The sequence below is a fragment of the Candidatus Aciduliprofundum sp. HYA1 genome (assembly GCF_056175085.1).
Genome location: NZ_CM149694.1, coordinates 70,312 through 83,418, shown reverse-complemented (window position 1 = coordinate 83,418; position 13,107 = coordinate 70,312). Strand labels below are relative to the sequence as shown.

At 48.6% G+C, this 13,107-nt stretch carries 13 protein-coding genes; 4 read left to right on the top strand and 9 right to left on the bottom strand.

Annotation, left to right across the window (positions count from 1 at the left end; all coding sequences use genetic code 11):
• The first annotated feature begins 24 nt into the window (after nucleotides 1-24).
• Together gyrB and gyrA are read left to right on the top strand one after the other, a co-directional pair.
• Nucleotides 25-1,956, top strand: a complete 1,932-nt coding sequence (gene gyrB / locus AC0S1O_RS00515) for a DNA topoisomerase (ATP-hydrolyzing) subunit B (RefSeq protein ID WP_475393813.1) — start codon at nucleotides 25-27, stop codon at nucleotides 1,954-1,956.
• 9 nt (nucleotides 1,957-1,965) lie between these two features.
• Nucleotides 1,966-4,335, top strand: coding sequence for a DNA gyrase subunit A (gene gyrA, locus AC0S1O_RS00510; RefSeq protein WP_475393812.1), 2,370 nt, complete (start codon nucleotides 1,966-1,968; stop codon nucleotides 4,333-4,335).
• Here the strand turns inward: gyrA and AC0S1O_RS00505 are convergent.
• Complete coding sequence (locus tag AC0S1O_RS00505; protein WP_475393811.1) at nucleotides 4,332-5,336, bottom strand: archaeosine biosynthesis radical SAM protein RaSEA; 1,005 nt, start codon at nucleotides 5,334-5,336, stop codon at nucleotides 4,332-4,334. The genes gyrA and AC0S1O_RS00505 overlap by 4 nt on opposite strands.
• Before the next feature lie 57 nt (nucleotides 5,337-5,393).
• On the opposite strand from AC0S1O_RS00505, the gene AC0S1O_RS00500 reads away from it, so the two are divergent.
• Entirely contained in the window at nucleotides 5,394-6,161 is a 768-nt protein-coding gene (locus tag AC0S1O_RS00500; protein WP_475393810.1) for an exodeoxyribonuclease III, read from the top strand.
• On the opposite strand, the gene AC0S1O_RS00495 is transcribed toward AC0S1O_RS00500, so the two are convergent.
• From AC0S1O_RS00495 to AC0S1O_RS00480, 4 genes are read right to left on the bottom strand one after another with little or no spacing between them, the layout of a single operon-like run.
• Nucleotides 6,158-6,532 (bottom strand): type II toxin-antitoxin system antitoxin SocA domain-containing protein, encoded by a 375-nt coding sequence (locus AC0S1O_RS00495; protein WP_475393809.1) that lies wholly within the window; start codon nucleotides 6,530-6,532, stop codon nucleotides 6,158-6,160. The genes AC0S1O_RS00500 and AC0S1O_RS00495 overlap by 4 nt on opposite strands.
• Nucleotides 6,525-7,406 (bottom strand): nucleotide-binding protein, encoded by an 882-nt coding sequence (locus AC0S1O_RS00490; protein ID WP_475393808.1) that lies wholly within the window; start codon nucleotides 7,404-7,406, stop codon nucleotides 6,525-6,527. Before AC0S1O_RS00490 ends, AC0S1O_RS00495 begins: the two co-directional genes overlap by 8 nt.
• On the bottom strand, nucleotides 7,407-8,267 hold the full coding sequence (locus AC0S1O_RS00485; RefSeq protein WP_475394494.1) for a P-loop NTPase: 861 nt from the start codon (nucleotides 8,265-8,267) through the stop codon (nucleotides 7,407-7,409).
• A 5-nt stretch (nucleotides 8,268-8,272) separates the two neighbouring features.
• On the bottom strand, nucleotides 8,273-8,737 hold the full coding sequence (locus AC0S1O_RS00480; RefSeq protein ID WP_475393807.1) for a NifB/NifX family molybdenum-iron cluster-binding protein: 465 nt from the start codon (nucleotides 8,735-8,737) through the stop codon (nucleotides 8,273-8,275).
• A 105-nt stretch (nucleotides 8,738-8,842) separates the two neighbouring features.
• Between AC0S1O_RS00480 and AC0S1O_RS00475 the strand changes: the two genes are divergently transcribed.
• The gene (locus AC0S1O_RS00475) at nucleotides 8,843-9,427 is read left to right on the top strand and encodes a hypothetical protein (RefSeq protein WP_475393806.1); all 585 of its coding nucleotides are present in this window, start codon (nucleotides 8,843-8,845) and stop codon (nucleotides 9,425-9,427) included.
• Here the strand turns inward: AC0S1O_RS00475 and AC0S1O_RS00470 are convergent.
• Genes AC0S1O_RS00470 through AC0S1O_RS00455 form a run of 4 tightly spaced genes read right to left on the bottom strand, consistent with a single transcriptional unit; the run spans nucleotide 9,424 to nucleotide 13,098 of the window.
• Nucleotides 9,424-10,773 (bottom strand): hypothetical protein, encoded by a 1,350-nt coding sequence (locus tag AC0S1O_RS00470; protein WP_475393805.1) that lies wholly within the window; start codon nucleotides 10,771-10,773, stop codon nucleotides 9,424-9,426. The two genes, AC0S1O_RS00475 and AC0S1O_RS00470, sit on opposite strands and share 4 nt — an antisense overlap.
• Nucleotides 10,751-11,446: an ABC transporter ATP-binding protein gene (locus tag AC0S1O_RS00465; protein WP_475393804.1), complete on the bottom strand. Its 696-nt coding sequence runs from the start codon at nucleotides 11,444-11,446 to the stop codon at nucleotides 10,751-10,753. The genes AC0S1O_RS00470 and AC0S1O_RS00465 overlap by 23 nt, the downstream gene beginning before the upstream one ends.
• Nucleotides 11,443-12,198, bottom strand: coding sequence for a dihydroorotate dehydrogenase electron transfer subunit (locus AC0S1O_RS00460; RefSeq protein WP_475393803.1), 756 nt, complete (start codon nucleotides 12,196-12,198; stop codon nucleotides 11,443-11,445). Before AC0S1O_RS00460 ends, AC0S1O_RS00465 begins: the two co-directional genes overlap by 4 nt.
• Nucleotides 12,199-13,098 carry a dihydroorotate dehydrogenase gene (locus AC0S1O_RS00455; RefSeq protein ID WP_475393802.1) on the bottom strand — a complete coding sequence of 300 codons (900 nt, stop codon included), beginning with the start codon at nucleotides 13,096-13,098 and terminating at the stop codon, nucleotides 12,199-12,201.
• Nucleotides 13,099-13,107: the final 9 nt, after the last annotated feature.

Here is a 13,107-nt window from a genome sequence, read left to right as displayed (position 1 = left end):
ATCATAGTTTCAGTGGTGGATAAAATGAGCAGGTATGATGCAAAGGCAATTCAGATTTTGGAGGACTCTCAGGCAGTTCGAAAGAGACCTGGGATGTACATAGGGAGCACCGATGAGAGGGGTCTGCACCACCTTATCTACGAGGTTGTGGACAACAGTATAGATGAGGCCCTTGCGGGATACTGCAGGAGGATAAGTGTGATTCTCCACAGGGATGGAAGTGTAAGCGTTGAGGATGATGGCCGAGGCATTCCCGTGGACATACATCCCGAGAAGGGGAAGAGTGCCCTTGAGATCGTTATGACAGTGCTTCATGCTGGTGCAAAATTTGATAAAAAAGCCTATCGTATCACAGGAGGATTGCATGGTGTGGGTATCCATGTGGTGAATTTCCTATCCGAGTGGTTGAAGGCGTATGTTAAAAGGGATGGGAAGGTGTACTTTCAATGGTATGTTAGGGGCAAGCCCCAGTGTGATGTGCATGTTGTGGGCGAGTTTGTGAACGGCGAGGTTAGGTGGATTGAAGAAGGGCATGAGGTGCACTTCAAGTATCCCCGTGGCACCTATGTGAGATTCAAGCCCGATGCTGAAATCTTTGAAACCACAGAGTTCAAGTACGGCATCGTGAAGAAAAAATTGAGAGATCTGGCATTTCTGAACAGGGGCGTGGAGATAGAACTTGAGGACGAGCGTACAGGAAAGCGTGATGTTTTTCATTACGATGGAGGAATCGCTGAATTCGTCAAATTCCTGAATGGGGGCTATAATCCCCTTCACAGGGAGGTTATATATGGCAGGGATGAGCAGGATGGCATAATAGTGGAATTCGCGTTGCAGTACAACGATAGCACATCGGAGAACCTCCTGGCCTTCGTAAACACCATAAATACCGTTGAGGGAGGAACCCATGTTTCTGGATTCAGAAGCGCCTTAACCAAGGCGATAAACGATTTTGCCAAGGGGAGAGGCATGCTCAAGGACATGAGCCTTCAAGGCGAAGATGTGCGAGAAGGGCTCACCGCCGTTATACACGTAAAGCATCCAAATCCCCAGTTTGAGGGGCAGACCAAGGCGAAACTGGGAAACAGCGAGGTCAAGGGCGTGGTGTTCTCCATAGTCAACAGGATTCTGAGCACCTACTTTGAGGAGCATCCCGATGTGGCCACGAACATAGTCACAAAGGCCATAGCAGCGGCCAGGGCGAGAATTGCAGCCAGGAAGGCAAGGGAACTTGCAAGGAGAAAGAGTTATCTTGAGTCTCTGGATCTTCCGGGTAAGTTGGCAGATTGCACGTCCGAGGATCCCGGAGAGGCGGAACTCTTCATAGTGGAGGGCGATTCCGCCGGAGGCTCAGCGAAGCAGGCCCGCGACAGGCACTTCCAGGCCATCCTGCCCCTGAGGGGGAAGATCCTCAACGTGGAGAAGGCGCGCATAGACAAGGTTTTCAAGAACAACGAGATAAGGGCCTTGATTTCGGCCATAGGCACTGGTGTGCGTGAGGATTTTGATTACTCAAAACTTAGGTACGGGAAGATAATAATAATGACTGATGCAGATGTGGACGGTGCCCACATACGCACCCTTCTTCTCACCTTCTTCTATCGCTACATGCCCGAACTCATAGAGAGAGGACACGTGTACATTGCCCAGGCGCCCCTTTACCGCATCCAGAGAGGAAAGGAAATACACTATGTGTACAGCGATGAGGAGAAGGAGGAGATGCTTAAAAAGTATCCAAATGCCTCCGTGCAGAGGTTCAAGGGTCTTGGAGAGATGAACCCCCAGCAGTTGTGGGAAACAACGATGGATCCCGAAAAGAGAAGGCTGATTCGCGTTACCATAGAGGATGCAGCCGAGGCAGACAGGCTGTTTTCCATTCTCATGGGCGAGGCCGTTGAGCCAAGGAGGGAGTTCATAATCGAGCATGCCAGGGAGGTAATGAACATTGATATATGAGGTGGTATGATGCGCATTCTTGAAGTTCCAATTGATGAGGAGATGAAGAACTCCTATATGGATTACGCCATGAGTGTCATAGTATCCCGTGCCATTCCCGATGTGCGCGATGGTCTGAAGCCCGTGCACCGTCGCATCCTCTACGGGATGTACGAACTGGGTTTGATGCACAACAAGCCCTACAAGAAGAGTGCAAGAATTGTGGGAGAGGTTATGGGTAAGTACCATCCCCACGGAGATCAGGCCATATACAATACATTGGCAAGAATGGCCCAGGATTTCTCAATGCGTTACGTGCTCGTGGATGGCCAGGGCAACTTCGGAAGCGTGGATGGGGATGCTCCCGCAGCCATGCGATACACGGAGGCGAGGTTATCAAGAATAGCGGAGGAGATGCTGAAGGACATTGATATGGACACCGTTGACTTCATGCCCAATTTTGACGGCTCTCTCAAGGAGCCCGTGGTTCTTCCTGCGAGAATTCCAAATCTCCTGATAAACGGTTCCTCGGGCATAGCCGTGGGAATGGCCACAAATATGCCACCCCACAATCTTCGCGAGGTGGTGGATGCCCTGGTGTATCTCATCGAGAATCCCGATGCGGATGTGGAAGAGTTGCTACATTATGTCAAGGGTCCCGACTTCCCAACGGGCGGGCAGGTCATAGGATATGGAGGTCTCGTGGATGCCTACACCAAGGGCAAGGGTAAGATAAGGATAAGGGCCAGGTACGAGATAGAGGGGGATAGAATCATAGTTCGCGAGATTCCCTACGAAGTCAACAAGAGCAATCTTCTCAAAAAGATAGCATCCTTGGTGCGGGAGGATAAGATACGGGGCATATCGGATTTGAAGGATGAAAGCGATAGGGATGGGATAAGGATAGTCATAAAGGTGAAGAGGGACACAAATCCAGAAATCGTGGTAAATCAGCTTCTGGAGCACACGGATCTTGAGGTCACCTACGGCATAATCAATCTCGTTCTCGTTAACGAAGTCCCCAGGGTGCTCAATTTAAAGGAACTCCTGCAGGAGTACCTGAAGCACAGGATGGAGGTGCTCGTTAGAAAATTGAATTACCAGTTGAAACGGGCGAGGGAGAGGAAGCACATAATAGAGGGTCTCGTCAGGGCCCTGGGAATGATAGATGAGGTCATAGCCACCATAAAGGCATCCAGAAACGTGAAGGAGGCCATGGGAAACCTTGTTTCCATGGGATTCTCGGATTTGCAGGCAAAGGCAATTCTTGAGATGAGATTGCAGAAACTCACGGGTATGGAGATAGAGGCGCTCAGAGAGGAAAACAGAAAACTTGAGGAGGATATAGCCCGGATGGAGGATCTCCTTGCCCATGAGGAAAAGAGGTACGGGGTCATAAGGGACGAACTTCTGGAGATAAAGAAGAACTACGGTGATGGGAGAAAAACCGAGATCTTAAGGGAGGCCATAGAGCGCAGAGATATAGAGGATTTGATACCCAACAAACCTGCCATAATCATATTGACGGAGAAGGGATACATCAGGAGAATGAGCCCTGAAGAGTACCGGCCCCAGGGACGTGGGGGCAAGGGGTTGCTCATAAATTACGGGGAGGGAGATCTGCCCAGGGACATAGTGAATGCCCATTTGCACGATTACCTCCTGTTCTTCACCAGAAATGGAAGGGTTTACTGGCTCAAGGCCTACAACGTCCCGGAGGGCTCCCGCAGAAGCAGGGGCAGGGCCATAATCAACGTGCTTCCAAAACTGGGGAGCGATGTTGTTAGGATGATTGCCGTTTCAGACTTCAAGGGTTACCTGTTTTTCGTAACCAAGAATGGAGTGGTGAAGCGCACTCCACTGGAGCACTTCTCTCATCCTAGGAGTTTGGGCATAAGGGCCATAACCTTTGATGAGGATGACGAACTTGTGGACGTCCTAGTAACCCATGGCACTGAGGATGTATTTCTATTCACAAAGTTTGGAATGGCCATAAGGTTCAGGGAGGATGATGTTCGATCCATGGGTAGAACGGCGAGAGGTGTAAGGGGCATAAGGCTCAGGGATGGAGATGAGGTCATATCTGCAGGCACAACCTTGAATGGACATTTCGTCCTTACGATTCTCAGCAGTGGCTATGGAAAGAGGACGAATGTGAGTGAGTATCGCCTGATAAAGCGCGGGGGCTACGGGGTGAAAAACATAAACACCAGGGGAGCGGTTGTGGTCAAGAGCATGCTCGTGGGAGATAAGGAGCAGATCCTACTTCTCACTAGGGAGGGCAAGAGCATAAGGATACCCGTGTCCCAGGTGTCCGTTCTCGGAAGGGCGGCCCGTGGGGTGAGGCTCATAAAACTGGAAAATGGAGATGAGGTAATAAACGCGGCTAAGATCTCCTAGGAGTTGTACGAGTAATCCCATAGGTAGTCCTCGTACTCCACTATTTTCTCCCATCTTTCCCTGCAGGGGCAGTTTAGACCCTCAAGATATTTCAAATCCTGATACAGGGAGAAGTTTTCTATGGCTTTAAGAACCTTCTCATCGCATCTTCCGCAGTTATGGGCACCACGCATCTTACCTCCGGCGGTTGGGTATGAAACAACATCCACCCCCAGATCTGAGGTTCTTTTCAGAACCTCCACAACGCTCCAGAGCCAGGGAGCACGGTACTCTCCCCTTCTCCAGAGGTATTCAACAAGTGTGTAATTTTGAATGTTCATGGGGTTCACCGACACGATTTCCGAATATCTTGATGCGAATTCAACAGAGTATATGGCCTCCTCGATGGCCTGCCTCTCCGTCATGAACGGGGGCTTAAGGAGCACATACGTTTTCACGGGCACTTTGTGATTTATGAGAATTTCGGCAGCGCGCACGTAATCCTCAACGGTGAATCCCTTGTTTATTCTCTTCTCAAGTGTTTCGTTGTTTGCACTCTCCAGCCCAAGGGCTACCATCACGTTTCCCCTTTCACCTATCTCCCCCACCTTCTCCCCCGTGACGTACTCAGGTCTGCTCTCCACTATGATCCTTTTTGCGGATGAGAAGGCATCGTAGAGAGCATTTTGCACATTCGGGGGGACTTCCCAATCGTCCAGAAATGAGCCGGAGGTGAACACCTTTACTAGCGGCTCGCCCTTGTACTTGTTTTTTGCCTCCTCCACCTGTCTGAGCAGGTCCTCCTCCCTCATTCTCGGATTCGTATCGTTGAAGTAGCCGCACATGGAGCATCCCGAGTGGTAAGCCCACCTGCATCCGCGGGTTCTAAGTATGATAACGAAGGAGTCCACCACCTGCCCACCCAATCGATCCCTCTCTGTCCAGGAGGCGATTAACCCACTCTTCTCCCTTCTTTTTGCCTTTTTCCTTATCTCCCTTATCTTTCTCTGCAAATCTTCCATCGAATGATTATTGGGAGAAGGCATAAAAACTTATTTACGGGAAGATTATCCACACCCATGGAAATTCTGCTTATGTCCTGGAATGTGAATGGAATTCGTGCTGCAGTGCGCAATGGCTTTCTGAAATTTCTTGAGGAGTACAACCCCGATATTCTTGCCCTTCAGGAGATAAAGGCCAGGGAAGATGACATTCCAATGGAGGTACGCTATTATGAGGGATACCACAAATTTTTCAATCCTGCAAGGAGGAAGGGCTATGCGGGAACCGCTCTGTTCACGAAGATCGAGCCTGAAAGTGTGAGTTTTGGAATTGGGGACGAGAGATTTGACTCTGAAGGTCGTGTGATCACTGCAGAGTATGAGAAGTTCTACCTTGTGAACGCGTATTTTCCAAATTCCCAGCATGGCCTCACCCGCCTGGATTTCAAGATAGAATTTGACAGGAAGATCCACGCCTATCTCAACGAACTGCGGAAAAGCAAGCCCGTGGTGCTCTGTGGAGATTTCAACGTTGCCCACAAAGAGATTGATCTGGCAAATCCAAAGCAGAATGAGAAGAATGCTGGATTCACCCCCGAGGAGCGCGCGTGGATGGACGAGTTTTTAAATGATGGTTACGTGGATACCTTCAGAATGTTCACCAAGGAAGGAGGGCACTACACCTGGTGGACCTACAGGTTCAACGCCCGCGCCCGCAACATAGGATGGCGTGTGGATTACTTTGTGGTGAGCAAAGATCTGGCCCCCCATGTGAAGAAATCCTGGATATTGAGCGATGTTTACGGCTCGGACCACGCGCCCATAGCGATGATTCTGGAAATTTAGAGTTTATCGTAATAGGGAGAGTTCAGAACCTTGGCGTTCAGTTCAGAATCGCTCAAATCGCAGACCTCGTCCAGGACCTTCTCTATTTTCTCCCGCACGTCATCTGGAATGTTTATTGGCACATCCTCCTTCAGCACGAGGTACCCGTATGGCTGTGCCTTCACCTTCTCCACGGGAAGTTCCTCTATGAGTTTTGGCAACTTTTCGCTGTATATGCCATATTGGCTCTTCTGGTAATCCAGGGTGGTCAATTTTTTACCCCTTTCCTTAAGGTACTCTATGTCCAGAAGCGCGATTATGCGACTCAGGTGAAAGGGATGCAGTCCGCCGCACTCCTTTAGGAGGTACACGATTATATCCTTTTCAATCATTGAGCCACCCCCTAACCTTTTCGGCGATGCGCATTATCTCCTTACTTGCGGGTGAGTCTGGCATGAACTCAACAAGAGGTTTCATGGCGCTTAAGGATTTCGGGATGCTTGAATCGTAGGGTATGCGTCCCAGGATTGGCACGTTATTTTCCTCAGCAAATTTCTCAAGTCCATTGAACCCGGGATTTATACCGTCCTTGTTGATAACAAGGTAGGACTCTATGCGGAAGTGCTGGGTCAGCCAGAAAACGCGCTTCAAATCGCTCAAACTTGATGGGGTGGGCTCGGCTATGAGTATCGCCTTGTTGGCCCCGCTCAGGGACGCTATGACCTGGCAGCCTATTCCGGCGGCTGAATCCACGATTATATGCTCTGCCCTTCCCTCCTTGACCCACTCCTTGGCAATGTTCTTCTCCTCCGTGACGAGTTTTCCGCTGTTGGGCTTGCCCACATCAAGTTCCGCGGATACTAGAGGGCCGTAGGGCGTGTTTGCAGTCCTGATCCACCCCGAGACGGCATCACTTATTATTATGGCATCCTCCACCGGGCACACGGCTTTGCACGCAGCGCATCCCTCGCACAGGTACTCCTTTATCCTGTGCATTCCATCCTGAACGTATATGGCCTCGTATATGCATACGTTGTCGCAGAGGCCGCAGTTTATGCACTTATCCGTTATCCTAGCTGTCTTGGCAGATATGACCTCCCTTTCCTCATCCCATTTGTCCACATGAAGCACGATGTTGAGATTGGGGGCCTCGGCATCTGCATCCACAGATGCTATTCTGAAATCCCTGCTGAGCAACGAGATCAGCGATCCCGTTAGGGTGCTCTTTCCCACGCCCCCCTTTCCACTTGCTATCACGATTTCCATTCAGAGCACCTCCTCAACACGTTTCGCGATATTTTCAAAGATCCTGGCAGCCTCGCTTTGGGGGTACTTTTCCACCACGGGCACCCCTGAAACGTAACTCTTTACGATCTCCTCCAGCATGGGTATCTCGGCTATTATCTCCGCATCGTACTTTTTGAGCAAATCATCATGGCTCACATCTCCCATATCGCTGCGATTCACAACGACCCACGCCTTCAATTCCAATTTTTTGAGAAGTTTGAGAATCATTTCCAGATCGTGCTTGCCCAGGGGGGTTGGTTCCGTGACAGTTATAACGATATCAGAATCCTCAATCGCCGCAGCCACGTGGTTCCCAGTGCCCGGCATTGTGTCGAATATGTAAATGTCCGCGGGAATGTTCATTGCCCTCTGGCGCACGGCGAGCACCGTTGGATAGGATCTCTCCTCTCCCTCCTCCAGCATACCCGTCAGGAGCTCAAGACTCTCTCCTATTTTCGTGTGGTATGTGTAGCCAACGAGGCGCTCATCATCAAGAATTGCACCCTCCTCCGGGCACATCAACTGGCATGTGCGGCATCCGGAGCAAAGGGAAGGCATGAGAAATGGATACCCTTCCTTGAACTGCAATAGCGCATTCTCTGCGCAGTTTTCCACGCATATTCCGCATTTTGTGCATTTTGAGTAGTCAAATTTTGGCTTGAAAAGATGTACCTTCTCCTCGTTCTCAAGTTTTGCGGATAGGAGTATGTAATCGTTGGGACACTCCACATCGGCATCCACAAAGACCACATGGTGTCTTCTGGAGAGCAGAAGGGCCAGGTTGGTGGCCACGGTGCTCTTGCCCGTGCCTCCCTTACCGCCTGTGACGGTGAGTTTCATACCTCTCACCAGCCGCCTCTACCGTATCCTCCTCCCATTCCTCTTCCTCTGCCCATGCCGCGACCACGACCCATACCACGGCCTCGACCCATTCCACCTCCCGGGCCCATCCCAGGTCCGCCCATTACCTGGGCCGGAGGTAACTGCCCTGAAAGGTAGAGTTTTATTGCCTCTCCTATGGGTATTGGATTTGATGTGCGCATATCCACACCGCCCATGGACAGCACTTGGGCAGAGTTTGGTCCTATGGCACCTGCTATTATGACCTTGCACCCCTCATTGACCACAGTTTGACCTGCAAGCATTCCCGCTCCACTTGCCGCAGACGCCCCTGGGTTTGGAATGGCATAAACGTTCTTTATTTCATTCCCCTCAACCTCAACCACCGTGAAGGTGGGGCATCTTCCGAACTGCATGCTCACCACATCTTCGAGCCCGCCTCTTGATTCTGATGCAACACATATCTTCATTTCGGCTCACCGAAAGGGAGATATGGGGGAAGTTTATAAACCTTATTGGATATTTTTGTGCAATTCCGAAAAATTTTAAATAGTGAGCACCTTTTCACCCTTCATATGAGGAAGTTGATATCAATTGCAGTGTTGTTCTTGCTGCTTGCTTCAATGGGTGCTGCCCTTGGAGCGGGTCCTGCCAAGACGGGAAACGAAAAAACTCCGTTTCCTACGATAACTATCATATTCTCCGACGGCAAAGTTGCCGATATCACTGGAAAGATGTGGAGCACATCCATCCTTCCCTATCTTGAGGGTAGAATAAACGGATATAATTGGGAACAGCATCCCGATAGGTCCAAGTACATATTTTTTGACAAATCTCTGAAGGGGTTGAACCCCTATGGACTTGATTTTGTGAAGGCAATGGAAACAGCCACCTACGAGGAGTTCAAAAATAACATCTTTGAGGTTGTGAATATGGCCATGAACAAAACTGCGAACATGGATTCTGATCATGATGGCTACTCAAATATTGTGGAATTGGAGAAGGGTACATTCCCCGGATTTGCAGATAGTCATCCCGGGGCAAATGAAAAGGATTTCTGGACAGAGTACGGAGGGTACATAGTAATAACTGTTCTCATAATCTCAGTGTTTGTCCTTTACTTTGTATTCAACAAATTGAGCGAAAAGGAAAAACTCTAAAAATAAATCCACCTTTTTTCAATTCTTTTGAAGTTTATTATTGTTATTGCCACCATTACCCCGGCGGTTATGAAAACAGCGATTGTTGAGTAAAGGGTTTTTTCAAAGGTTGCAATTACCAGAATCATTCCCGGTACTATGCTGTACGCACTGAATCTTATGACTATGCCCGGGTTGAACAGCAAACTCGTAATCTTTGGGCCGGCAATGTACGCTGTTATGGATAGAAGATAGAGGCTGTTTAGGTAGAACAGTCCAAGGCTCCAGGGTAGGAGGGCCATGGAATTTATGTTAAACGCAATTATGATCGGGATGGATATGAGCGTGATTAGAAGCAGGTACACCTTTATGTGAGTTTTAACGATGGCCGATGCTCTAATTGGAAGAGTGGCGTAGTATTCAAAATCTTCCAGTATGGTGAGCCAGCTGTAGATAACAGCCGAGAATATTGAGAGCATTACGGACATGCTCATGGGATTGTAAACTTCCCTGCCCATGCTCATATTTATTATCCTCACGAAAATGAGTAGAAGAAGCATTGGGAAAAAGTATGTGAACAGGGATTTAACCACAATGCCTCCACGGATCACATCCTCAATTTCCTTGGCTACCAGAATGTTTTTGAATACCCTGTGAAATCTCTGAAGGGCTAGGGTCTTAGTTCTTCTCGTATCCTTAATTTCCGTGGGTGTGAGGGCATAGGCCATTGTGCCCAGTATGAGGAAGATGATCATGGACGCAAAAAGCCCGTAAACCTGCTTTGTGATCTGAAATATTGCGGGAGGGAAGGGAATTATTTGAAGCATGGCGAGAATGATGTATGCAAGTATGAAACCCATTGCGCCGTAATAGATTTTTCTGCTTCTGTGCCAGATTGCAAATGTGAGGTATCCCGTGGAATATCCGAGAAGCATTGAGAGCAGGGTGGATATTGTGAATATGGTTATCCTTGCTATCCCAAGTTTTGAGAAGGGGGTTGAGATGAGGAGCCCAACATACGTGGGTAGAAGAAATAGCACCGTGTAGTAGATTATATCCCTCAAAAAAATATAAAGGTAGTTTTTCCTGGGTGAGAGGGGTAGGTGGGCGCACACGCTGCTCAGGGATGCTTTTTCCTGCCCCCTGCCCAGAAATTCAAAGGAACTAACACCTAACCCGTAGATGAACGTGCTCAGCATGGTTAGGAGTATGAATCTCCGGTAGGGAAATATGGCGAAAACATCGCCCATAAATGAAGCACCAATTGCGACAAAAAATACTATGTAGATTGGAAATACAAGCAGTGAGTATTTTTTCGCTATTGAGGCGTGCCTGCGATACTCTTCAATTAGATAGAATCGGAGCATTTTCAAATTCCCTCAGGAAGATATCCTCAACATCCTCTCCTCTTTCAAGAATCTTGATTATCTTTCCATCCTTTATTATGCCTATCCTATCGCACATCTTCTCTGCAACCTCGATTATGTGGGTGGCCATAAACACGGTGTTTCCCTTCTTTGAATAATCCACGATGAGTTCCCTAATCTTTCTCTGATATATGGGGTCTAGGTTGATGAATGGCTCGTCCAGGAATAGTATCTTCGGTCTATGCATGAAGGCCGCTGCTATCATCAGTCTCTGCTTTGTTCCCTTTGAAAGATCCCTGCATACAACCTTCCTGTAGCTTTCCAGTTCGAATTTTTTAAGGGTTGAATTCACCACCGATCTCTCCATATTTCTGAGATTTGAGATGAAGTATAGGTACTCTTCCACGGTTAGATAATTTGGTACACTCTCATTTTCCGGAACAATGCCTGAGATCTCCCTTACCCTTATGGGGTCTTTTATGGGATCTACGTTTGCAACTCTCACGTACCCCTTTCCCTTTGTCTGCCCTGTGAGGATCCTTATAAGGGTTGTTTTGCCAGCCCCATTCGGTCCTAAGAGTCCGAAGATCTCTCCATCTTTAATGTTCAAGTTCAAGCCCTTAAGCACATGCTTCTTACCGTACCACTTGTGCAGATTTTTCACGACGATCATAGTGGAACCCTTCTTCCAGATTCATCCCTTTTGTACTTTCCGAGATCGGACATAGAAAGCAAAATATCCCTTGAGAATACGGGACCATCAACACATACCCTGTATCCGTTCACGCTGCAGGAATCGCATATGCCTATCCCACATTTCATAAGTCTTTCCAGGGAGGCCTGAATATCCACCCTGTATTTTTTTGCCAGTTCGATCATTCCGACCATCATCTGCTCCGGGCCGCATGTGTAGATGATATCGTAATCTTCCTTCTGCAGCAGTTTTTCCGCCAGTTCCGTGGCAAATCCCCGGTAGCCCGCACTGCCATCATCTGTGGCCAGGTGCACATTCGCCTTTTTGAACCTATCAACGAAGAGCAACTCATTTTTTGTTCTCGCAGCTATGACCACATCCGGATTTTCAAGTTCTTCAATGAGAGGGGCCAGTGTTGCCATTCCCGAGCCGCCACCAACCACAAGTGCTCTACCTCCTTCAATTTCAAACCCATGTCCGTAGGGGCCTCTGAGCCAGAGTTTATCCCCTTCTTTTAAAGAGTGCATTGCAGTGGTCCCTGCACCAACTCTCTTCACGGTGAATCCCTTTATTTTGCCAGTGTAGGATATGCTCATGGGAAACTCGTCCACTCCTGGAAGCCATAGCATGTAGAATTGCCCTGGTTTTGGATCTGAATCATTCCTCAGAAAGAATGTTTTTATGGTTGGCGTTTCATCCACTATATTTTCAATTTTTGCCACCCTGTACATCTACCTCACCTGGGCCAAGCCAACAAGTTCTTCGATCCTCTCATATCCATTTTTTCTCATCCAGTCCTCAATTTCCCGTGCCACACTCTTGAAAACTTCAATCCCCCTGTAGTATATGGCGGTGCCTATTTCCACGGCGGAGGCTCCGGCCATTATGTATTCCAGAGCGTCTCTACCTGTGGTTATGCCTCCCACACCCACAATGGGCCTTTCAACCTCTGCCGCCACCTCGTAAACTGCACGCACTCCTATTGGCTTTATTGCAGGCCCGGATAAACCGCCAAATATATTTTTGAGTACGGGCATCCTTGCATCAACATCAATGGCCATTGCCTTTACGGTGTTTATGAGCACCAGGGCATCGGCATCCTCTGCAGCCTTTGCTATTTTCACTATGGATTCTGTGTTGGGGGTCAATTTTACCCACACGGGAATTTTAAGATTTTTTTTCAGTTCTACTATTATTTCGCCTACGAGTTCCAGATCAGTGCCAACCTCCATACCGTACCCCTTTGCATGGGGACAGGATAAATTCAGTTCCAGAGCATCAGCACCGTATTCCTGCATCTTCCTTCCAAGGTAAACAAAATCTTCAACGGTGGCCCCAAATACACTTCCAATGATGGGCACGCCACCCTTCTTTGCCCTGGCAATCTCATCTCTGAAATTTTCTATGCCGGGGTTTGGAAGGCCCATGGCGTTCAGGAGTCCGTATGGAAGTTCGTAAACCACGGGATTAACATATCCCTTTCTTGGCTCTCTTCCCACCGATTTTGTCACAATACCTCCCGCTCCAATTTTTGCAATACGCAGCATAGTTTCTCCGCTTTCATCAAGTATTCCAGATGCGAGGATCAATGGATTTTTAAATCTCAGTGCTCCCACGCTAGTTTCAAGCATATGGGAGAT

Bases quoted from the DNA above. Each gene is read 5' to 3' on its own strand.
- gyrB (WP_475393813.1), top strand. From the start codon at position 25: ATGAGCAGGTATGATGCAAAGGCAATTCAGATTTTGGAGGACTCTCAG.
- gyrA (WP_475393812.1), top strand. From the start codon at position 1,966: ATGCGCATTCTTGAAGTTCCAATTGATGAGGAGATGAAGAACTCCTAT.
- AC0S1O_RS00505 (WP_475393811.1), bottom strand. From the start codon at position 5,336: ATGGAAGATTTGCAGAGAAAGATAAGGGAGATAAGGAAAAAGGCAAAA.
- AC0S1O_RS00500 (WP_475393810.1), top strand. From the start codon at position 5,394: ATGGAAATTCTGCTTATGTCCTGGAATGTGAATGGAATTCGTGCTGCA.
- AC0S1O_RS00495 (WP_475393809.1), bottom strand. From the start codon at position 6,532: ATGATTGAAAAGGATATAATCGTGTACCTCCTAAAGGAGTGCGGCGGA.
- AC0S1O_RS00490 (WP_475393808.1), bottom strand. From the start codon at position 7,406: ATGGAAATCGTGATAGCAAGTGGAAAGGGGGGCGTGGGAAAGAGCACC.
- AC0S1O_RS00485 (WP_475394494.1), bottom strand. From the start codon at position 8,267: ATGAAACTCACCGTCACAGGCGGTAAGGGAGGCACGGGCAAGAGCACC.
- AC0S1O_RS00480 (WP_475393807.1), bottom strand. From the start codon at position 8,737: ATGAAGATATGTGTTGCATCAGAATCAAGAGGCGGGCTCGAAGATGTG.
- AC0S1O_RS00475 (WP_475393806.1), top strand. From the start codon at position 8,843: ATGAGGAAGTTGATATCAATTGCAGTGTTGTTCTTGCTGCTTGCTTCA.
- AC0S1O_RS00470 (WP_475393805.1), bottom strand. From the start codon at position 10,773: ATGCTCCGATTCTATCTAATTGAAGAGTATCGCAGGCACGCCTCAATA.
- AC0S1O_RS00465 (WP_475393804.1), bottom strand. From the start codon at position 11,446: ATGATCGTCGTGAAAAATCTGCACAAGTGGTACGGTAAGAAGCATGTG.
- AC0S1O_RS00460 (WP_475393803.1), bottom strand. From the start codon at position 12,198: ATGTACAGGGTGGCAAAAATTGAAAATATAGTGGATGAAACGCCAACC.
- AC0S1O_RS00455 (WP_475393802.1), bottom strand. From the start codon at position 13,098: ATGCTTGAAACTAGCGTGGGAGCACTGAGATTTAAAAATCCATTGATC.